The 18,768-nt window shown below is 53.4% G+C and carries 20 protein-coding genes and 2 tRNA genes; 8 read left to right on the top strand and 14 right to left on the bottom strand.

Translation table 11 applies throughout. From position 1 onward, the window contains the following. Positions 1 to 12 precede the first annotated feature (12 nt). From crcB to lrp, 5 genes are all read right to left on the bottom strand, one after another. Positions 13 to 387 (bottom strand): fluoride efflux transporter CrcB, encoded by a 375-nt coding sequence (gene crcB / locus LZP73_RS14055; protein ID WP_169562625.1) that lies wholly within the window; start codon positions 385 to 387, stop codon positions 13 to 15. After that, entirely contained in the window at positions 380 to 1,711 is a 1,332-nt protein-coding gene (locus LZP73_RS14050) for a replication-associated recombination protein A (RefSeq protein ID WP_234235630.1), read from the bottom strand. Before LZP73_RS14050 ends, crcB begins: the two co-directional genes overlap by 8 nt. Next, the gene (gene lolA, locus LZP73_RS14045) at positions 1,708 to 2,367 is read right to left on the bottom strand and encodes an outer membrane lipoprotein chaperone LolA (protein ID WP_442800745.1); all 660 of its coding nucleotides are present in this window, start codon (positions 2,365 to 2,367) and stop codon (positions 1,708 to 1,710) included. The genes LZP73_RS14050 and lolA overlap by 4 nt, the downstream gene beginning before the upstream one ends. A gap of 8 nt (positions 2,368 to 2,375) precedes the next feature. Beyond that, complete coding sequence (locus LZP73_RS14040) at positions 2,376 to 5,036, bottom strand: DNA translocase FtsK (RefSeq protein WP_234235628.1); 2,661 nt, start codon at positions 5,034 to 5,036, stop codon at positions 2,376 to 2,378. Positions 5,037 to 5,349: 313 nt separating this feature from the next. After that, positions 5,350 to 5,862, bottom strand: coding sequence for a leucine-responsive transcriptional regulator Lrp (lrp, locus tag LZP73_RS14035; protein ID WP_169562633.1), 513 nt, complete (start codon positions 5,860 to 5,862; stop codon positions 5,350 to 5,352). A 181-nt stretch (positions 5,863 to 6,043) separates the two neighbouring features. Between lrp and ald the strand changes: the two genes are divergently transcribed. Together ald and trxB are read left to right on the top strand one after the other, a co-directional pair. Continuing rightward, positions 6,044 to 7,156 (top strand): alanine dehydrogenase, encoded by a 1,113-nt coding sequence (ald, locus tag LZP73_RS14030; protein WP_234235627.1) that lies wholly within the window; start codon positions 6,044 to 6,046, stop codon positions 7,154 to 7,156. 152 nt (positions 7,157 to 7,308) lie between these two features. Next, positions 7,309 to 8,262, top strand: coding sequence for a thioredoxin-disulfide reductase (gene trxB, locus LZP73_RS14025; protein WP_234235626.1), 954 nt, complete (start codon positions 7,309 to 7,311; stop codon positions 8,260 to 8,262). 140 nt (positions 8,263 to 8,402) lie between these two features. Here the strand turns inward: trxB and rplT are convergent, their stop codons facing one another. From rplT to thrS, 4 genes are all read right to left on the bottom strand, one after another. After that, complete coding sequence (gene rplT, locus LZP73_RS14020; RefSeq protein ID WP_006081652.1) at positions 8,403 to 8,759, bottom strand: 50S ribosomal protein L20; 357 nt, start codon at positions 8,757 to 8,759, stop codon at positions 8,403 to 8,405. A 16-nt stretch (positions 8,760 to 8,775) separates the two neighbouring features. Next, entirely contained in the window at positions 8,776 to 8,970 is a 195-nt protein-coding gene (gene rpmI / locus LZP73_RS14015) for a 50S ribosomal protein L35 (protein ID WP_011496149.1), read from the bottom strand. An 85-nt stretch (positions 8,971 to 9,055) separates the two neighbouring features. Continuing rightward, positions 9,056 to 9,598 carry a translation initiation factor IF-3 gene (infC, locus tag LZP73_RS14010; protein ID WP_169562812.1) on the bottom strand — a complete coding sequence of 181 codons (543 nt, stop codon included), beginning with the start codon at positions 9,596 to 9,598 and terminating at the stop codon, positions 9,056 to 9,058. A 3-nt stretch (positions 9,599 to 9,601) separates the two neighbouring features. After that, the gene (thrS, locus tag LZP73_RS14005) at positions 9,602 to 11,530 is read right to left on the bottom strand and encodes a threonine--tRNA ligase (RefSeq protein WP_234235625.1); all 1,929 of its coding nucleotides are present in this window, start codon (positions 11,528 to 11,530) and stop codon (positions 9,602 to 9,604) included. Positions 11,531 to 11,829: 299 nt separating this feature from the next. On the opposite strand from thrS, the gene LZP73_RS14000 reads away from it, so the two are divergent. Beyond that, positions 11,830 to 12,060 (top strand): hypothetical protein, encoded by a 231-nt coding sequence (locus tag LZP73_RS14000; protein WP_234235624.1) that lies wholly within the window; start codon positions 11,830 to 11,832, stop codon positions 12,058 to 12,060. A 480-nt stretch (positions 12,061 to 12,540) separates the two neighbouring features. Continuing rightward, positions 12,541 to 12,741 carry a CPXCG motif-containing cysteine-rich protein gene (locus LZP73_RS13995; protein ID WP_169562643.1) on the top strand — a complete coding sequence of 67 codons (201 nt, stop codon included), beginning with the start codon at positions 12,541 to 12,543 and terminating at the stop codon, positions 12,739 to 12,741. A 50-nt stretch (positions 12,742 to 12,791) separates the two neighbouring features. On the opposite strand, the gene LZP73_RS13990 is transcribed toward LZP73_RS13995, so the two are convergent. The 3 genes from LZP73_RS13990 to LZP73_RS13980 form a co-directional block, all read right to left on the bottom strand. Beyond that, on the bottom strand, positions 12,792 to 13,046 hold the full coding sequence (locus LZP73_RS13990; RefSeq protein ID WP_234235623.1) for a DUF5676 family membrane protein: 255 nt from the start codon (positions 13,044 to 13,046) through the stop codon (positions 12,792 to 12,794). A 130-nt stretch (positions 13,047 to 13,176) separates the two neighbouring features. After that, on the bottom strand, positions 13,177 to 13,545 hold the full coding sequence (locus tag LZP73_RS13985) for a cation transporter (RefSeq protein ID WP_234235622.1): 369 nt from the start codon (positions 13,543 to 13,545) through the stop codon (positions 13,177 to 13,179). Positions 13,546 to 13,607: 62 nt separating this feature from the next. Then, positions 13,608 to 14,060, bottom strand: coding sequence for a hypothetical protein (locus LZP73_RS13980; protein WP_234235621.1), 453 nt, complete (start codon positions 14,058 to 14,060; stop codon positions 13,608 to 13,610). Between the two features lie 553 nt (positions 14,061 to 14,613). Between LZP73_RS13980 and LZP73_RS13975 the strand changes: the two genes are divergently transcribed. From LZP73_RS13975 to LZP73_RS13960, 4 genes are all read left to right on the top strand, one after another. Then, positions 14,614 to 15,999, top strand: coding sequence for an MATE family efflux transporter (locus LZP73_RS13975; protein WP_234235620.1), 1,386 nt, complete (start codon positions 14,614 to 14,616; stop codon positions 15,997 to 15,999). Between the two features lie 179 nt (positions 16,000 to 16,178). Then, positions 16,179 to 16,255, top strand: a tRNA-Val gene (locus LZP73_RS13970). 42 nt (positions 16,256 to 16,297) lie between these two features. After that, positions 16,298 to 16,374, top strand: a tRNA-Val gene (locus LZP73_RS13965). Positions 16,375 to 16,590: 216 nt separating this feature from the next. Then, complete coding sequence (locus LZP73_RS13960; protein ID WP_234235619.1) at positions 16,591 to 16,947, top strand: NfeD family protein; 357 nt, start codon at positions 16,591 to 16,593, stop codon at positions 16,945 to 16,947. 190 nt (positions 16,948 to 17,137) lie between these two features. Here LZP73_RS13960 and dhbA read toward each other — a convergent pair whose 3' ends face one another. Both dhbA and LZP73_RS13950 read right to left on the bottom strand, forming a co-directional pair. Further along, on the bottom strand, positions 17,138 to 17,893 hold the full coding sequence (gene dhbA, locus LZP73_RS13955) for a 2,3-dihydro-2,3-dihydroxybenzoate dehydrogenase (RefSeq protein ID WP_234235618.1): 756 nt from the start codon (positions 17,891 to 17,893) through the stop codon (positions 17,138 to 17,140). Beyond that, on the bottom strand, positions 17,890 to 18,768 hold the full coding sequence (locus LZP73_RS13950) for an isochorismatase family protein (RefSeq protein WP_234235617.1): 879 nt from the start codon (positions 18,766 to 18,768) through the stop codon (positions 17,890 to 17,892). The genes dhbA and LZP73_RS13950 overlap by 4 nt, the downstream gene beginning before the upstream one ends.

The following is an 18,768-nucleotide window of genomic DNA, read 5'->3' as shown; positions in this document are numbered from 1 at the left end:
TATTCTTTATGGTTAAAGGCGCGAAAAAATCAGTTGTTGACCCAAGTACACCATGAATAGACACAGACTCAGGTTAAGCACTACATTCATAATCGCTTTCAACAACTGGCCCTCCTGCATCAGCAGCAAGGTCTCGTTGGAGAAAGTGGAAAACGTCGTCAGGGCACCGAGCAGGCCGACACCGACTAAGGCTTTCAATTCCGGGCTGACATGTGTTGCCTGCCCCAAGGCATAAATCATGCCCATTGAAAATGAGCCTAAGATATTGACCAACAGTGTACCAAAAGGAAAACCACTGCCAAATAGCTGAAACATCAATATTGAAACAAGATAGCGCAAAACCGCACCGATCGAACCGCCAAGCGCGACAAAAAGCAAATTAATCATAACGTTTTGTCTCGCTGTCGCTGTCCCACTGCGCCAATTGTGCCAATTTATCCCTGATGCGCTTCTCGAAACCGCGCTCGGTCGGATAGTAGAAACGCGCCTCCTGCAGCGCAGGTGGAAAATAGTTTTCGCCGCTGGCATAGGCATGGGGTTCATCGTGGGCATAACGGTAGCCTTCTCCCATCCCCAGTTCCTGCATCAACTTGGTCGGCGCGTTGCGCAGGTGCAACGGTACGGCTTCCTGACCCGTTTCCCGGGCCAGGGCGCGGGCGGCCTTGAAGGCGGTATACACGGCGTTGCTCTTGGGCGCACTGGCGAGATAGACTATGGCCTGGGCTATGGCCCGTTCGCCTTCGGCCGGGCCGACTCTATGGAAACAATCCCAGGCGTTGAGGGCTATGGTCATGGCGGCGGGATCTGCGTTGCCGACATCCTCCGAGGCGATGGCCAGCAGGCGTCTGGCGACATACAGGGGATCGCCGCCGCCTTCGAGAATTCGGCAATACCAGTACAGGGCGGCATCCGGCGCCGAGCCGCGGATGGACTTATGCACCGCCGAGATCAGATCGTAGAACTGATCGCCATTCTTATCGAAGCCCGCCAGTTGATGGCCGGCCACCTGGGACAGATGGCTCACCTCGAACTCGCCGCCATCGGGCAGCATGTCACTCATCAGCTCGATGAGGTTGAGTGCCTTGCGCGCATCGCCATCGCATAACTTAGCGAGTTTTTCGCTCACCTCCCCCGGCATGGACAGGCAGCGCTTGCCCAGCCCCCGGTCGACATCGGCCAAAGCCTGGGCCACTATCCGGGTGATTTCGTCCTTATCCAGGCGTTTAATCAGATAGACCCGCGCCCTGGATAACAAGGCGTTGTTGAGTTCGAACGAAGGGTTTTCCGTGGTGGCGCCAACGAAGATCACTGTGCCGTCTTCGATGAAGGGCAGAAAGGCGTCCTGCTGGCTCTTGTTAAACCTGTGGACCTCGTCGACGAACAGCAAGGTGCGCTGTCCGCGGGATTGGGCCACGGCTTTGGCCTGTTCAATCGCCGCGCGTATTTCTTTCACCCCTGAGCTGACCGCCGAGATGCGTTCGACATGGGCATTGGCATAATGGGCCACCAATTCCGCCAGTGTGGTCTTGCCGGTACCAGGAGGTCCCCACAGCAACATGGAGTGTGCCCGGCCGGCCTCGAGCGCCTGACGCAAGGCTTGTCCCTGGCCAAGCAAGTGGGCCTGGCCTATGTATTCTTCCAATACCCTGGGGCGCATTCTTGCGGCCAGGGGACGAAAGTCGGGGGCAAAATCGAAACTTAGGCTGCTCACTGCTTTACCTGAACCTCGGGGTTCCGGCGTTGATCGTCTATGTCGACATCCGCCGGGGCACTGAAGTGGAATAGCGACCTCTCGCTGTCTTGCATGGGACGTTGCTGGCTGAGCAGGAAACGACTCAGGTTGCCCTGTTCATCCTCGATACGAAAATCCGTCAACAACTTGGCCTCGAAACACAGGTTGACCGCCTGCACACTGGTATCTGTCGCCTTGGGGCGGATGGCGAAACACTCGTGGGCCGGATCATCGCCTGACACGTCACGGCTGACATCATACTGCGCCCAGGTTTGCGCATCCCTATGCACCAGCAAGGCGATGGGCGAAGCCTGTATCGCCTGATCCATGTCCATCAGGGTGACCTCTTCGGCGAAAGGATTATAGATCCACAGTTCTGTGCCATCGGCGACGATCAAAGACTCATCCGGGGCCGTCAGGTGCCAGTAAAACTGGTTGGGATAAGCCAGGGCGAACACACCGCTGCCCTGTTGGATCAGCTTCTGATTGACGTCCGTTACCGTCTGTTGGAACTCGGCCCGCAGGGAAGACATATCCGTCAGCCTGGCTCTGAGCAGCTCGGCATCGTCGGCCCAGACGCATGTCTGGGTCATAAGGGGAATTGCCAATACTAATGCTTTGAATAATTTAGTCACTCTCAACCTCAGTCGTTAAAATTTTTAGGTGGCGGCGGTGCCAGCACTTCACGGTTACCGTTGTGCCCCTGGGAGCTGACTATGCCCTGCATTTCCATCTGCTCTATGATACGGGCTGCCCTGTTATAGCCTATCTTGAATTTACGCTGCACGCTGGAAATCGAGCCTCTGCGGGTCTCGGTGACGAAGGCAACGGCCTCGTCGTAGAGGGAGTCCAACTCATCATCCCCCTCGGCGGCCTCACCCGGCAACAGCACCTGCTCGCCATCGTTGGCTCCCTGCAATATGTCATCTATGTACTGGGGCTTGCCGCGGGCATGCCAGTCGGCTACCACCTTATGTACTTCATGATCGTCGATGAAGGCGCCATGTACCCGGGTGGGAACACTGGTGCCCGGCGGCAGGTAGAGCATGTCGCCCATGCCCAGCAGTGTCTCGGCACCCTGTTGATCCAATATGGTGCGAGAGTCTATCCGTGAGGATACCTGGAAGGCCATGCGGGTGGGAATGTTGGCCTTGATGAGGCCGGTGATCACATCCACCGAAGGTCTCTGGGTCGCCAGGATCAGATGTATGCCGGCGGCGCGGGCCTTCTGGGCTATACGGGCGATGAGCTCTTCGACCTTCTTGCCGACGATCATCATCATGTCGGCAAACTCATCGACCACCACCACTATCGATGGCAATTTGTCCAGCTCTGGGGCTTCCGGCTCCATGCTGTCCGAAGACTTCCACAGCGGATCCAATATGGCTTCGCCGCGGGCCTTGGCCTCGGCGATTTTCGCGTTGTAGCCCTTGAGGTTACGCACGCCGAGCGCCGACATCAGCTTGTAGCGCCGCTCCATCTCCCCCACACACCAACGCAGTGCGTTGGCGGCTTCCTTCATGTCGGTCACCACCTCACACAGAAGATGGGGAATGCCTTCGTACACTGACAGCTCCAGCATCTTGGGATCTATCATGATGAAGCGCACATCTTCCGGACCTGACTTATACAGCAGGCTGGTGATCATCACATTGACCCCGACCGACTTGCCCGAGCCCGTGGTGCCCGCCACCAAGAGGTGCGGCATCTTGCCCAAGTCGACCACCACGGGATCGCCGGAAATGTCCTGTCCCAACACCATGGTCAAATTCGACTTGTTCTCGGTGAAGGCGTCGCAGTCGAGTACATCACGCATATACACGGTTTCACGGAACTTGTTCGGCAACTCCAGACCCACATAGGCCTTGCCGGGGATCACTTCGACCACACGCACACTCTCGGCCAGCAGAGAGCGGGCCAAATCCCTGGAGAGGTTGGAAATCTTGGAGGCCTTCACCCCTGGAGCCAATTCGAGCTCGAAACGGGTGATCACAGGACCTGGATAGACGCCGACCACATTGGCTATGATATTAAAATCGGCCAGCTTGGTTTCGACCAAACGGGCGACCAGATCCAGCTCGGCCTGGCTGATGGGATTCTTCTTGCGATCCGGCACGTCGAGCAAGTTGATGCTCGGCAGAGGTTCCATGGGCTCGCTGCGGCTCTGGAGCTCGCCCTGGTTGGGCAATACCACTATGCCGTCGACTATCTTGGCCTTGGTTTCCTGGGACTTGGTTTCCTGGAGCTTGGCTGGCATAGGCTGTTGGGCTGCAGACTCAGGGGCTTGCTTGCTGCGCTGTGCCAGACTGACGGCGCCGGTCGATGCCTTGGTATCGAAATCTATGTCTGTGATGACCTCGTCGTCATAGTCTGAACCCTCATCGCGGGCGGTCCAGGGAGGTGTGGAATCTGCAGCCGTCTCAGATCCGAACCCAGACCCAGGTTCAGGCTTGGGTTCCAACTTGGGTTCTATCCTGAGGTTCTGCTTCAGACGGTTGACAGACAAGAGCTCGCGAATGCCGGATCTGGGCTTGTCGGCACTGTCCTCGATGTCCTGCGCTTCAGCCGCTTCATCATAGGCCTCATCATCCGCCTGATAGTCGCTGTCTTCGACCTGTGTTTGGCTATGGCGATGCTGACGGAATTTATCGACCACGGACATGAAGCCGCGGGTATCCTCAGTCTCGGCCGGCCGCCTGAAATAACCCGGGATACGGCGCAGGAAGCGAAAGCTGCGGATGGCGGCGAACCCGGTCAACTCGACGACCGTGACCCAGCTGATCCCCGTCAGCAGGGTGAAGCCGGCGCCGACGAAGCATAGCAGCAGTAAGGTTGTGCCCAGCTGATTGAAGTAAGGCAACATGGCCTGGCCTATCACATCCCCGGCAACCCCGCCGGCGGAGAACTCGTAGATATCGTTGGCGTTCATGCTCGCCAATGCCGCCAGGCTGAGCACCACCAAGAGGAAACCTATTAAACGTAAACCCACGGAAAAATAATCAATTTCCAGTAGCTTATGGGCTCGTTTGAAGATGAGCCAGCCGGTGGCGGCGGTGATCATGGGGATCAGATAGGCAGTAAAACCGAAGAAATACAGCAACACATCGGCCAGCCAGGCACCGACGGCACCAGTGAGGTTTTTAATCTCGCCTTGAAAGTGCGACTGACTCCAGCCCGGATCGACGGGATCGAAACTGGTCAGGGCCAAAAGGATATAAGTCGCCACCATGCAACATAAAATGAGGCCGCCTTCCAGCAGGCGCTGCAGTCCGCTGAGCGTAGATACACTATTTTCCTGAGACAAACGAAGAATCCATAAAATGATGAAAACAGGTGTCGTAACGATACCAGAATCTTAGTGAATGTGCAGCGAATTAACTTGTGTTCACGGCAAATCAGGGGTATCAAGCGGGAAAATGGGCTTTTAGTCAATTTGCGATCGGGGGGATGGGCGCTAAAAGGCTTGTCAGACAGTGGTTTCCCTGTGCTTGCCCTGAAAGTCGCTGCCGCATGCTTTCACTCTTTAGTCAGGGTATTGGCACAGATAACTCAAGATGCCGGACTGTAAAACACAAAAAAATAAGGGGCCCAGGGCCCCATATTTATAAACCTGATTATTAGGCGCTTGTGGCTTCCGATAATTGGTTTATAGCGACCCTGCTGGTTTGTTTGACTTCTTCCATGACGACATAGGTACGGGTGTCTGAGACGGCAGGTAACTTCAACAGTGTTTCTCCCAACAGGCGACGATAGGCTGACATGTCTGAAACACGGGTTTTCAGCAAGTAGTCAAAGTCACCCGAGACCAGATGACATTCTTGAATGTCATCCAGGAATTGCACTGCGCGGTTAAATTTGTCGAAGACTTCGGGAGTATCACGGCTTAAGGTGATCTCGACGAATACCAGGAGTGATGCGCCCAAGAAATGGGGATTGACCAAGGCGGTGTAGCCATTGATGTATCCTTGCTTTTCGAGTCGTTTTACCCTTTCCAAACAAGGGGTTGGGCTAAGCCCTACCCTTTTTGACAATTCGACATTTGAAATGCGACCATCAAGTTGAAGTTCGTTAAGAATGTTACGATCGATGCGATCCAAGTCTTTTACAGGACTCTTTTTATTATATGCCATTATATTTGACCTTGTTTTATTACTAAAACAACATTTTCTTCTTCGTATGTCGAAAGTTCAGCAGCATAAACTGCATCCGGGATACTATACTAGATATCCCTGAATTAATCACGTTCAGGCCACGATAAAATAACAAATATGCCCATATTTACTGGGTTTTCAAGCAACTGAGGCTCGAAAGATGATAATTGGTGTTCCTAAGGAAATCAAAAACCACGAATACCGTGTTGGCATGGTACCTTCAAGCGTTCGCGAACTGACGCTGAAAGGCCATGAGGTTTTTGTTGAAACAAATGCAGGCAATGGTATCGGTTTTACCGACCAGGATTATATCGATGCAGGCGCACAGATCTTAGCCACTGCGGCGGAAGTGTTTGCCAAAGCCGATATGATAGTCAAAGTAAAGGAGCCCCAGGCAGTTGAACGCGCTATGTTGCGTCACGACCAGATCCTGTTTACTTATCTGCATTTGGCGCCAGATTTACCCCAAACTGAAGATTTGCTCAAGAGCGGTGCAGTTTGTATCGCCTATGAAACTGTGACCGATGACCGTGGCGGCCTGCCCCTGCTGGCGCCTATGTCTGAAGTGGCCGGTCGTATGTCGATCCAGGCCGGTGCCATGGCGCTGGAAAAATCCATGGGCGGCCGCGGTATGTTGCTCGGCGGTGTTCCTGGTGTTGAGCCTGCCAAGGTTGTCATCATAGGTGGCGGCATGGTGGGCACCAACGCGGCGCAAATGGCTGTTGGCATGGGCGCTGATGTCGTAGTACTGGATCGCAGCATAGACGCACTGCGTCGCCTGAACGTCCAGTTCGGTTCGGCCGTTAAGGCCATCTACTCGACTGCCGATGCCATCGAGCGTCACGTTATCGAAGCCGACTTGGTTATCGGTGGCGTCCTGGTACCAGGTGCTGCAGCACCTAAACTGGTGACCAAGGAAATGATCAGCCGCATGAAGCCAGGCAGCGCCATCGTTGACGTGGCCATAGACCAAGGCGGTTGTGTCGAGACCTCACATGCGACAACACACCAAGATCCTACCTATATCGTCGATGAGGTAGTGCATTACTGTGTGGCCAACATGCCGGGTGCGGTTGCCCGTACTTCGACCTTCGCCCTGAATAACGCCACCCTGCCATACATCATCAAGTTGGCGAACCAAGGTTATAAGGCGGCCCTGCTGGGCGACAAGCATCTCCTGAACGGTCTTAACGTGATGCACGGTAAGCTGACCTGTAAAGAAGTTGCCGAAGCGCTGAGCCTTGACTACACGGCCCCCACTGCACTACTGTAACCCAATACAGATCAAGTGAAGGGAGCTCTCGAGCTCCCTTTTTTTCGATCGGGTTTTCGATTAGAGCAATCTAAAATAACGACAAGACAGCGCTTTACCCCTACAGGTAAATTCTCTAAAATCGCTGCAATTTGCAAAGGCGGAGAAACAAGATGAGCCAAGCCAGACACAGTAACTTATTAATTTTGGGCTCGGGCCCGGCGGGCTACACAGCGGCCGTTTATGCTGCCCGTGCCAACCTTAAACCTGTGATGATCACAGGCATGCAGCAAGGCGGTCAGCTGACCACCACCACGGAAGTTGAGAACTGGCCAGGCGATGCCGATGACCTCACAGGCCCGGCGCTGATGGAGCGGATGCAGAAGCATGCCGAGAAGTTTGACACAGAAATAGTGTTCGACCACATCAACGAAGTGACACTGACTGAACGCCCTTTCCGCCTCAAGGGCGATAATGGCGAATACACTTGTGACGCCCTCATCATAGCCACGGGTGCCTCGGCCAAGTATCTGGGCCTGGAATCGGAAGAAGCCTTCAAGGGCCGCGGCGTATCTGCCTGCGCTACCTGTGACGGTTTCTTCTATCGCAACCAAAAGGTTGCCGTCATAGGCGGCGGTAACACGGCCGTCGAAGAAGCCCTGTACCTGAGCAACATAGCCTCAGAAGTGCATCTCATCCATAGACGTGACAGCTTCCGCTCGGAGAAGATCCTCATCAATCGTCTGATGGACAAGGTCGCCAACGGTAACATCATACTGCACCTGGATAACACTCTGGACGAAGTGCTGGGTGACAACATGGGGGTGACAGGACTCAAGATGAAGAGCACCAAAGACGGCGCCATCACTGAGCTGGACGTTGCCGGGGTGTTTGTCGCCATAGGCCATAGCCCCAACACAGGGATCTTCGAAGGTCAGTTGGATATGGACCATGGCTATATCAAGGTTCAGAGCGGCCTCAACGGCAATGCGACTCAAGCCAGCATCGAAGGCGTATACGCCGCCGGCGATGTGATGGACCAGCATTACCGTCAGGCTATCACTTCTGCCGGCACGGGTTGTATGGCGGCGTTGGATGCCGAGCGTTACCTGGATGCCCAGAAGTAATACCTGGAACCTAAGGTTAACGATAGCAGGCGATGGCCTGCTATTTTTTTAGCCCTGCCAAATGACGGTTGCCGATGACCACTTCTGGCCACAAAAAAAGGGACCATTCGGTCCCTTCTTTAAAGCACATCACTAATTTCTTAGTTCAAAGCTTCTTTTGCTTTTTCAACTAAAGTTGCGAATACAACTTTGTCGAATACAGCTATGTCTGCCAAAATCTTACGATCGATTTCGATAGACGCCTTCTTCAGACCGTTAATGAAACGGCTGTAAGACAGACCATTTTGACGAGCCGCTGCGTTGATACGTGCAATCCACAGTTGACGGAATTGACGTTTTTTCTGACGACGGTCACGGTAAGCATATTGACCAGCTTTAGTTACTGCCTGAACAGCAACACGGTAAGTACGGCTACGAGCGCCATAATAACCTTTGGCTAGTTTTAAAACTTTCTTGTGACGAGCACGAGCGGTTACACCACGCTTAACTCTTGGCATTTTCTAATCTCCTAAATTAAGCGTATGGTAACTGACGCGCGATTGCTGGAACGTCAGACTTAGCAACTAAACATTTTGCACGTAAGTGACGCTTACGCTTAGTGCTTTTCTTGGTCAAAATGTGACGTAAATGTGCTTGCTTACGCTTGAAACCATTGGCGGTTTTCTTAAAACGCTTCGCTACACCCTTGTCTGTTTTCATTTTAGGCATTTGCTAAAACTCCGCATTGGGATATTAATAAAACGTAAGGCGAGCAAAGGCCACGAGTGCCCTTTGCTACTTTAGGTTTGCCCTACTATTTCTTTTTAGGCGCTAGCACCATGATTGCTTGTCGACCTTCCATTTTCGGGAAAGATTCAACAACCGCACATTCTTCCAAATCGGCCTTGATACGGTTCAACAGAGCCATACCCAGGTTTTGGTGTGCCATTTCGCGACCTCGGAAACGCAGCGTGATTTTCGCTTTGTCCCCGTCTTCCAGAAAACGTATCAGGTTGCGTAGTTTTACCTGATAGTCGTTTTCGTCAGTTCCAGGACGGAATTTGATTTCCTTAACCTGGACCTGTTTTTGCTTCTTCTTTTGTTCTTTCTGGGCTTTCGCCTTATCAAAAAGATACTTACCGTAGTCCATTATACGACAGACTGGAGGTTCAGCATTTGGACTGATTTCAACGAGATCTACACCCGCCTCATCGGCCAAATTCTGAGCATCTTTGATGCTTACCACACCAATAGCTTCACCATCAATGCCGGTTAAACGTACTTCTGGTACGCCTGTTATTTCTTCATTGATTCTATTAGGGGCCGGCTGACGCCCTGCTGTTTTTTTGATCTTTATGACCTATTCCTCCAACAATTTGAGACTACGGAGCGAAATCTGTTGATGGATTTTAGTGGCGAAATCTTCGATCCGCATCTTACCTAAATCTATCCCATCACGGGTACGCACCGCTACTTCCTTATTTTCCATTTCCTGATCGCCAACGACCAACAAATAAGGAACACGCCTTAAGGTGTGCTCGCGTATTTTAAAGCCTATTTTCTCATTCCTCAAGTCTTTAGAGGCCCGAATACCTTGTTCTTTGAAGAAATTGACCACTTCTTCAACATAATCGGCTTGCTTGTCGGTAATGTTCATCACCACGACTTGCATCGGCGCCAACCAGGTTGGGAAACGACCGGCATATTCTTCGATCAAGATACCGAGGAAACGTTCCAAAGAACCCAAAATGGCCCTATGGATCATCACAGGCGTTTGGCGGCTGTTGTCTTCGGCGACATAAGTTGCACCCAAGCGGCTTGGCAGTGCATAGTCGAGCTGCACAGTACCACATTGCCATGCACGGTCCAAACAGTCATGCAAAGTAAATTCGATCTTGGGGCCGTAGAAGGCGCCTTCGCCCGGGAGGATCTCGAATTCGATATCATTGGCACGCAAGGCTTGCTTCAATGCTTCCTCCGCCCTGTCCCACATGGCGTCATCACCTATGCGTTTCTCGGGACGAGTCGACAGCTTAACCACTATGTTTTCGAAGCCGAAAGTCGCATAGGTATCGTACACCATCTGAATGCAGGCGCTGACTTCGTCCTGAACCTGATCGTCGGTACAGAAGATATGGGCATCATCCTGGGTAAAGCCACGCACCCGCATCAGGCCATGGAGTGAACCCGAAGGCTCGTTGCGGTGGCAACAACCGAATTCTGCCATCCGCAGCGGCAGGTCACGGTAAGACTTCAACCCTTGGTTGAAGATCTGCACATGGCCGGGGCAGTTCATCGGCTTGATGGCGTACTCGCGGTTTTCGCTGTTGGTGGTGAACATGGCCTCAGAATACTTATCCCAGTGACCCGAGCGCTCCCACAAGACGCGGTCCATCATCAGCGGACCCTTCACTTCCTGATAGGTATATTGGCCGAGTTTACGGCGAATAAACTTCTCCAGCTCCAGGAATAGGCTCCAGCCATCGTTATGCCAGAACACCATGCCGGGGGCTTCTTCCTGCATATGGTAGAGATCCAGCTGCTTGCCTATTTTACGGTGATCGCGTTTGGCCGCTTCTTCCAGACGAGTCAAATGGGTCTTCAGGGCCTTCTTGTCGGCCCAGGCGGTACCATAGATGCGTTGCAGCATCTTATTCTCGGAGTTGCCACGCCAGTAGGCACCGGCCACGCTCATCAGCTTGAGATTCTGGCAGAAACGCATATTCGGCACGTGCGGGCCACGGCACATGTCTGTGTATTCTTCGTGATGATACAGCGCCGGCGTTGCATCCCGGCTGATATTCTCATCCAGAATGGCAATCTTGTAGTCTTCACCACGCGCCGCGAAGGCATCTCTGGCCTCTTGCCAGCTAACCACACGCTTGACCACGTCATAGTTAGTCTTGGCCAGATCCAGCATGCGCTTCTCTAATGCCGCTATGTCGTCATCGGTCAGTTTATGCTCGAGATCGACATCATAATAGAAGCCGTTATCTATGATTGGACCGATCGCCATCTTGGTTTCAGGCCACATCTGCTTGATCGCATGACCCAATAAGTGAGCGCAAGAGTGGCGAAGAATTTCAACACCTTCTTCGTCTTTGGCGGTAATGATGGCGAGCTCTGCATCTGTGTCGATAAGGTCACAGGCATCTTTCAACTCACCGTTAACACGGCCGGCGATACAGGCTTTCGCCAAGCCGGGACCGATATCGGCGGCAACATCGAGAGTAGATACAGGATTGGCAAACTCGCGTTTGCTACCATCGGGAAGTGTAATTACAGGCATGAAATTTCCTTGTCCAGTGGTGACCCACACGCAGGGCCACATGGTGATTAAGTAAGATAAAAGGCAAACGCAGGCTTTAAGTCATTACAGGAGTCTTAGCCGCCGTGCGCCGCAGCGCCCTAGTTTACGTGACTCGCTGTCAGCAGTGCAAGCCAATTAGTCGTGGACTGATGTTCTAAATAGGCACTCGATGTTTGATTATATTCATGATTTTGACGTCTGGCGGTAATTTTTCCGTCATCATTCCTGCCTAAGCTAGGCGCAGTTTTTTGAGACTCTGACTAATGAAGGACATGGGTATGTTAACGGCATTGATAATGATAGCAGGACTGGCACAGGGCCCGGCTCCGACGGCAATGGAGTCAGGTTTCGATAACCAGACTCTGGTGCATGAATTGCAAACCAGCCTGGAGCAACAGCGACTGCAGCTGACTGCGGAAGTCTCCCAGGGTCTGAGCCATGGTCATCTTGATACCGGCCTGCCCGAGTCCTTGAAGCTGGCCAGCGCCGAATCTCAGTCCGGACACTGAACCTGGCTTAAGCCTCGAGCCGCCGGGTGAGCCGCGAAACTGCAATGCCGTGCATGGCCTGAATCACATGGCGGCTCTGGGCATCAGGGCATTTCATGAAAATCGCCGGCTATATGTGAATTTAACTCACCGCAATGGCTGTTGAGTTAAGGCGACTCCTTCAAGAGTTACTGGCATAACCTTTCTATCTGTGAATTATTTTGCATGCTGCCGCTGTTGCCATTGGCAGCCATGCAAACGCCTCGCCTATCCTGCTTGTCCATTGAACTTCTGTCTACTGAGCTTATGGCTGTTGCCCCCGGCGATGCCTCAACGCCTTGGGCCCGGGCGCCATTCGGCATGGAATACACTACACTTAGACACAGGCGAGATGCAAAAGGGAAAGCCAAAGTTTGACATCAGGGCAACGCACAGCGGCAGGCAGCCAATAGGGCCGCGCGCTGTGTCTTATTCGACTGGCGGCTTTACCGGGAGTCAGAGATGAAATTCATGTCCCAAACCATATGTTGTCCCCATTGCGGACATCATCAGCACATAGACATAGATGCCAGTTATGGCGATCAGGACTATTACGATGACTGCCGCGTTTGCTGTAATCCCATCCACATGCGTTTACATCTGGACGAACAACACCACAAGATAGAGTTGTTTATTGACTCGGATGACGAGCAGATCTATTGACTAGCCCATGCTCATGGAGACGCTGGCTATTTTCCGTCGCGCCGCTATGGCTAGAGGATGGCGTTATAGATTGCAGCCAGCAACCATCCACACAGACCCGCAACCACGGACCAGCCAAGCAGGCCTAAGAATACCCCAGCAAATGTCAGCTGCCAGCCCATTTGCGACCAGTCACCATGTACCATGTGGCCCGTCATATCCATCATCATCCCTGGCATGGCCCATACCAACAGACTGCATACTATCCAGGCCAGTGCGAAAACGATAGCCGAAGCCAAGCCGAACTTGATTGCATCCAATTTCATGTTTCACCTCTCGAATATGAGTCTTGTACCCAGAGCCTTGGCGCACAGACTAAAAGGTGCCGACAGGCTAATCCGGCTCAGCTCTTGGCTGCTTTAAATGAGATAGAAAGCCTGCCTCATTTAAAAGAGGTTAACGTTTCTTGCCTGACCCAGATGGGGGCTTGTGGCAACTCCAAGGTTCACGCACCGCGTTGTCTTTGACATTTTGATCGACAAATCTATAGTAGCCTTCCTTAAAATGTGTCCACCAATCATGGGCCACATAGACATCGTGAGTTTTCAATATGTCTTCGATGCCATCGAGATCACAATGCGTTGCATCGTAGGCCAGATTGAGGATATTGGACTTCTCATCATAACTGACACTGTCAATGCCAAAGCTTTGATCGACCGCCGCGATAACCTCCGCCTTATTACTTTCAGTCATGCCTTCCAGCTTCAGATGCCGAACCACCAGGCTCGCTTCTTTGACGCCGGCTCTATGATCCAAATCGCTCATGCCAGCTTCTCCAATGGGTTATATGGATAGTGTCCAGGCAGTCCTCTGCCAATCAAGGACAGCTACTTCTCGCTGCTGTGTTCGAGCATCTGCTGCATCATCTGCTGCATCATTCCCATACGCAGTTCCATCATATGGAGGCGCTCGTCCATGTTCATGGGCATAGTCTGTTCACCGTTCATCATTTGCCCCTTCTTGGCGTCATGCATCATCTGCATGCCTCCCTTGCCATCATTCATCATCGACATGCCCCCTTGACCGCCGTTCATCATCTGCATGCCTTTCATGAGGCCATTCATATGTTGTTGCATCAACTCGGCATGGTGCTTGGGATTTTTTTCCTGTTGGATCTGGTGCATCAGCGCCTGCATTCCCTGCATATGCTGCTGCATGGCCATCACCTGTTCCTGGCTCATATTGCAGGGCGTCCCTGCGTTGGCATCGTCTTGCGCAACGCCAGACGCAGGCAGTGCCAGCATAGTGGCAAGGGTGAGCGCATTGAGAAATGTTTTCATCTTAACTCCTTTAATGACTTAGCTTGTGTTGTAAGAAATCTGGGGAACCAGGCTGATGTTCTCTGCCTAATAGTCGAGGAACTGTCACCGAACTCATTATGATGATGAAGGCGAGTCGCCTTCCCTCTGGCAGTCACTTGCGCAGGCTGGCACCACTGGCTTGGGTACTAATGTTGCCGTAGCTACAAGCGGTTCTGGCTCAGTGGCTAGGCTAACGCCCCTGCTCAAGATTAAGTCTCTGCTCAAGATTAAGTCCCTGTTTGATGTTAAGTATAGTCATGTAATTCGATTGGCATGAACCACTTAACCATCAGACTCAAGGCATAGTTTATTGCCAATGGCGGGCGACAGTGCTGGGATTAACACCTGTGTCTCTTCCACTTCCCTGGGAAAAAAACTATCATCGAGCATCGGGTCAACAAGCCTGCCATATAGGTGGCATTGGCGGCTGCCCGGATCGCCACTTCCCAGGTCATCAAACCTATTAATTGAGTTGCGAGACTGAGCTCAGGTGAGTTGTATTCCCCGTTTCACAGCAGTTAAGGTTGTATCCATGCATCATTCAGGCTTTCAGGCCAAACGTCTCATTCAGCTCGCGCTGCCTGTGCTCATCGCCCAGATCACTCAAACCATGATGGGCTTCATAGATACAGTCATGGCCGGTCGGGTCAGCGCCGTCGACATGGCGGCCGTCGCCATTGGTACCAGTCTCTGGTTGCCAGCCATCTTGTTCGTGCAGGGCTTGCTGATGGCCTTCACCCCGATATTCGCCCATCACCATGGGGCCGGCAATCAAAGGGCCATCCAACCCTTGATCTTTCAGGCCGCCTATATCGCCATCATAGGGGCCTTGGGGGTGATGTTATTCCTCGGCGCTTCCTCCTTCATCTTCAGCCTGATGCAGCTGGAGCCGGCGCTGGAACGCCTGACCCTGGGCTATGTCGACGCCATACTCTGGGGCGCGCCGGCCTTTGTCTTATACCAAGTGCTGCGTGGCTGCAGCGAGGGGATATCCTATACCCTACCCACTATGGTCATAGGCTTCGTCGGCCTGGCGGTCAATATTCCCGCCAACTACATCTTCATCTATGGCCATTTGGGCATGCCCGCCATGGGCGGTGCAGGCTGTGGTGTCGCCACCGCCCTGGTGTTCTGGGCCATGTTCATCGCCATGGCCTTGTATATGAACTTCCACAAGAAGTTTGCCGAACTGGCCCCCTTCAAGCACTTTCATCGGCCGCAGCCGGCAACCATGTGGGCCATGACCAAGCTGGGGATGCCGATCGCCATGGCGCTGTTCTTCGAGGTGAGCCTGTTCGCCATCATCGCCTTGTTGCTGGCTCCCCTGGGCGCCAACGTGGTCGCCAGTCATCAGATAGCCCTGAACTTCTCCGCCATAGTCTTCATGCTGCCCTTGTCCGTCGGCATCGCTGTGTCCATACGTATAGGTTATTACCTGGGACGGGACAGGGCCGATATTTCCGCCATGGTCGCCAGGGTCGGTCTGGGCTTGTCCCTGTCGCTGGCGCTCTGCACCGCGATAGTGACAGTGCTATTTCGCTTCGACATAGCCGAACTCTATAACAGGGATCCGCAAGTGGTGGCCTTGGCCGGGAGCCTGATGCTGATGGCGGCCCTGTACCAATTATCCGACTCCATCCAGGTGGTAGCTGCCGGCGCCCTGCGGGGTTACAAGGATACCCGCAGCGCCTTCTATATCACGCTGGTGTCTTACTGGGCCATAGGCATGAGCCTGGGTTACACCTTGGCCTATACGGATTGGTTGGTGCCCGCCATGGGGGTGCATGGCTTCTGGACCGGGCTGATCGCCGGGTTAACCACGGCTGCCCTGCTCTTCGCCATCAGGCTGAAGCATATCCAGAAGCGGGGGCTCGCGGCGCAGTTACTGCACAGCCCCCAAGATGCACATCAGGCATAAGGAAAGGTACCGCCGGCTTAACTGGCGGTTTTTTCAATGATTTGCCTAAAGACATAGCAAGTTGCACAGCAAATCACCATTCGGTAATAAAATGTATTTTTTTGCTTGCAAGCAATGAGCCATAGCCATAATATAGCGCTCGTTCCAAGGCGAATGCCGAGGAAACAGCAATAAACGATACACCCGTAGCTCAGCTGGTTAGAGCACTACCTTGACATGGTAGGGGTCGGTGGTTCGAGTCCACTCGGGTGTACCACTCTTTCAAAGAGCCTAAACATTGAATGATTTAACAGACAATACACCCGTAGCTCAGCTGGTTAGAGCACTACCTTGACATGGTAGGGGTCGGTGGTTCGAGTCCACTCGGGTGTACCACTTCTCTTTTAATGCAGGCATTAAGATTGAAGCCAGGCCAGCGCCAGCTGGTTTTTTTATGTCTGAAATTTGGCAAACGAGCCTGACGCCGCATGGACCATGCCACAGCTTCACTTATGATTAAGCCATTCATCAGCTCACAGGCGGCATGCTTGCCCTGATTCAGGCAGGGAACTAGACTCTTCCTTAAGGGCTGTCATTAGGGGCTGAGTCGTTATGTGTCATATTCTGTTGGTTCTCCCCTTCCTGGCACTGCCGCTGTTTTGGTTGCTTCCCCAGGCTGTCGCCGTCCCTATTTACGGGATTGTTTTGATCCTTTCCATTGCCATCTACCTGCTTGCGATTCGCGCCATGCGCCTGCCTGTGGTGACTGGGCCCGAAGCCTTGGTTCATCAGCTGGGGGTGATCATCGACAGACAAGCTGGCAATTATCGGGTTCGGCTGCAAAATGAGCTCTGGAATGCCCATTCGGATGAGGATATGCAACCCGGGGAGCGGGTGGAGGTCGTCTCTATGCAAGGGGTAACCCTGAAGGTCAAGCGGGCTTCCATGGCGAAATCAGGCAAAATGTAACCCCAGGCTCATCGAGGGCCTGATGATTTGTCCACTGTAACAAGGGACTGGGTACCCCCCTGCTTTGCTGGTTTCGAGAAATATCTCTGTGTGCATGTTGGTTGCCAGCCGGCACAATAAGCCCCATGGGATTAACCAAAGGGGCTGGTAACAGATGCACCAGGCCAGCTATGCGCGAGGCTCCAGTGCGTTAGGCCCCCAAGGTGGCGCCGCCATCGACGACTATGTCCTGCAGGGTAATATGCCCGGCTAAATCCGATGCCAGAAATAAGATGGTGTTGCTGATATCTTGTTCGGTGGCGATTTTCCCCAGCGGGATCCCTAATTTATACCGCTCCGGCAATCCTTGAATGAGTCGATGGGCAGCCTCTGAGTCTTCAAGCATACTCCTCAGCATGGGGGTATAGGTCGAGCCGGGTGATACCACATTGCTGCGGACACCGAAGGGGGCGAGTTCGAGCCCGACGCTGTGACTCAGACTCACGAGTGCCGCTTTCGAGGCGCCATAGGCGGCCATCCCGACGCGCGGGACATGGGCCGCATTCGAGGCGACTGTCACCAGAGTGCCGCTTCTTTGGCGTTTAAATACAGGGATTAGCTGACGCAAGAGATAGAAGGTCCCAGAGACATTCACCTCGTAACAGCGGCGCCAATCCTCGGTGGACAGGGTCTCCAATTCTCCAAGGCATAAGATCCCGGCCACATTCACCAGGATATCCAATCTAGGTTGGACTGCCAGTAACTGTTGGCATAGGTTCTCGACATCCTCCGGCTGACTGATGTCCAACACCTGAGTCCGATAGGGATAGGTATCTTGGGGAAAGTGCCTATCCAAGCCGATGACATTGGCGCCCAGCTCGGTGAAGGCACAGGCAAGGTGCCGGCCTATTCCCTGCCCCGCACCTGTTACCCAGACCCATCGATTCTTGAATTGAATTTGGGTCATACCGCCTCCTGCCGGGCGGCTATGAGCGCCCACCATGCGTTCAGGGTCGGCAGGCGCGCCAGCTCTTCGAATTGGACCCTGACACCTGCCGCTTCCCACTCGGCGACCAAGGTCATCACCTGCACCGAATCCAGCCCATAATCCAATAAGTTATCATCGGGATCCATCTCGGTTATGTCGTCATGTAGCAGGGTCGCCAGGCTGGCATTGAGCCGCTCCAGACTGAGTTTTGCTTTTGCCGGCTTCAATGCCAGGATCTCGGCCAGACTGACGACTTTTCCGCAGCGGCCGGTGACATAATTCAGCGCCATCTGATGCTCGGCCTCAGAGAAATCTGCCACCGCATCGGCGATCATGAAGGGCTTGATATCCAGCATGAAGGCGTCGAGTGCCGTGGTCAGACAGCCTATGTGGGCATAGACCCCGCAGATCAACAATTGATCTCGCTGCTGCTCTTGCATGAAGGCCTGCAATGAGGTGCGCTGGAACGCACTGTAACGCCATTTAACCAATACCAGATCGTCCCCGTCGGGCGCCAACGAAGGCACTATCAACCTGAGTTCGGGATCCGCGCCCGTCAGTCCCGGCCCCCACATGTCGTTCAGCAGTGCCCTTTGTGCCTGCGTCTGTTCTACGGGTTGCGCTGTATAGACGACAGGCACGCCGGATGCTTTTGCCCACAGACGCAGCGCGGCTATGTTGCTTTGGACTTGCTCTATCAGCTGACTGTCATCACCATAAAAGCGGACGAAATATTCTTGCATGTCATGGATCAGCAAGACGGCCTTGTTTGGGTCTGCTTGCCAGTCGACCCTGTTGGCGGGTAAGGATGCCTTTGGTGGCAGTGGGTAGGATGCGAGTGAGGGAATGGCCAT

It is taken from the genome of Shewanella sp. AS16 (assembly GCF_021412365.1).
Classification (GTDB): Bacteria; Pseudomonadota; Gammaproteobacteria; order Enterobacterales; family Shewanellaceae; genus Shewanella; species Shewanella salipaludis.
Note: the sequence above shows the minus strand (reverse complement) of the source record. Positions and strands in the feature narration are given on the sequence as shown.

Excerpts from the sequence above, each read along its gene's own strand:
- rplT (WP_006081652.1), bottom strand. The coding sequence starts at position 8,759 with ATGCCAAGAGTTAAGCGTGGTGTAACCGCTCGTGCTCGTCACAAGAAA.
- dhbA (WP_234235618.1), bottom strand. The coding sequence starts at position 17,893 with ATGACCCAAATTCAATTCAAGAATCGATGGGTCTGGGTAACAGGTGCG.
- thrS (WP_234235625.1), bottom strand. The coding sequence starts at position 11,530 with ATGCCTGTAATTACACTTCCCGATGGTAGCAAACGCGAGTTTGCCAAT.
- crcB (WP_169562625.1), bottom strand. The coding sequence starts at position 387 with ATGATTAATTTGCTTTTTGTCGCGCTTGGCGGTTCGATCGGTGCGGTT.
- LZP73_RS13950 (WP_234235617.1), bottom strand. The coding sequence starts at position 18,768 with ATGGCCATTCCCTCACTCGCATCCTACCCACTGCCACCAAAGGCATCC.
- LZP73_RS13995 (WP_169562643.1), top strand. The coding sequence starts at position 12,541 with ATGAAATTCATGTCCCAAACCATATGTTGTCCCCATTGCGGACATCAT.
- LZP73_RS13980 (WP_234235621.1), bottom strand. The coding sequence starts at position 14,060 with ATGAAAACATTTCTCAATGCGCTCACCCTTGCCACTATGCTGGCACTG.
- LZP73_RS13990 (WP_234235623.1), bottom strand. The coding sequence starts at position 13,046 with ATGAAATTGGATGCAATCAAGTTCGGCTTGGCTTCGGCTATCGTTTTC.
- LZP73_RS13960 (WP_234235619.1), top strand. The coding sequence starts at position 16,591 with ATGTGTCATATTCTGTTGGTTCTCCCCTTCCTGGCACTGCCGCTGTTT.
- trxB (WP_234235626.1), top strand. The coding sequence starts at position 7,309 with ATGAGCCAAGCCAGACACAGTAACTTATTAATTTTGGGCTCGGGCCCG.
- lrp (WP_169562633.1), bottom strand. The coding sequence starts at position 5,862 with ATGGCATATAATAAAAAGAGTCCTGTAAAAGACTTGGATCGCATCGAT.
- LZP73_RS13985 (WP_234235622.1), bottom strand. The coding sequence starts at position 13,545 with ATGAGCGATTTGGATCATAGAGCCGGCGTCAAAGAAGCGAGCCTGGTG.
- LZP73_RS13975 (WP_234235620.1), top strand. The coding sequence starts at position 14,614 with ATGCATCATTCAGGCTTTCAGGCCAAACGTCTCATTCAGCTCGCGCTG.
- ald (WP_234235627.1), top strand. The coding sequence starts at position 6,044 with ATGATAATTGGTGTTCCTAAGGAAATCAAAAACCACGAATACCGTGTT.
- LZP73_RS14000 (WP_234235624.1), top strand. The coding sequence starts at position 11,830 with ATGTTAACGGCATTGATAATGATAGCAGGACTGGCACAGGGCCCGGCT.
- rpmI (WP_011496149.1), bottom strand. The coding sequence starts at position 8,970 with ATGCCTAAAATGAAAACAGACAAGGGTGTAGCGAAGCGTTTTAAGAAA.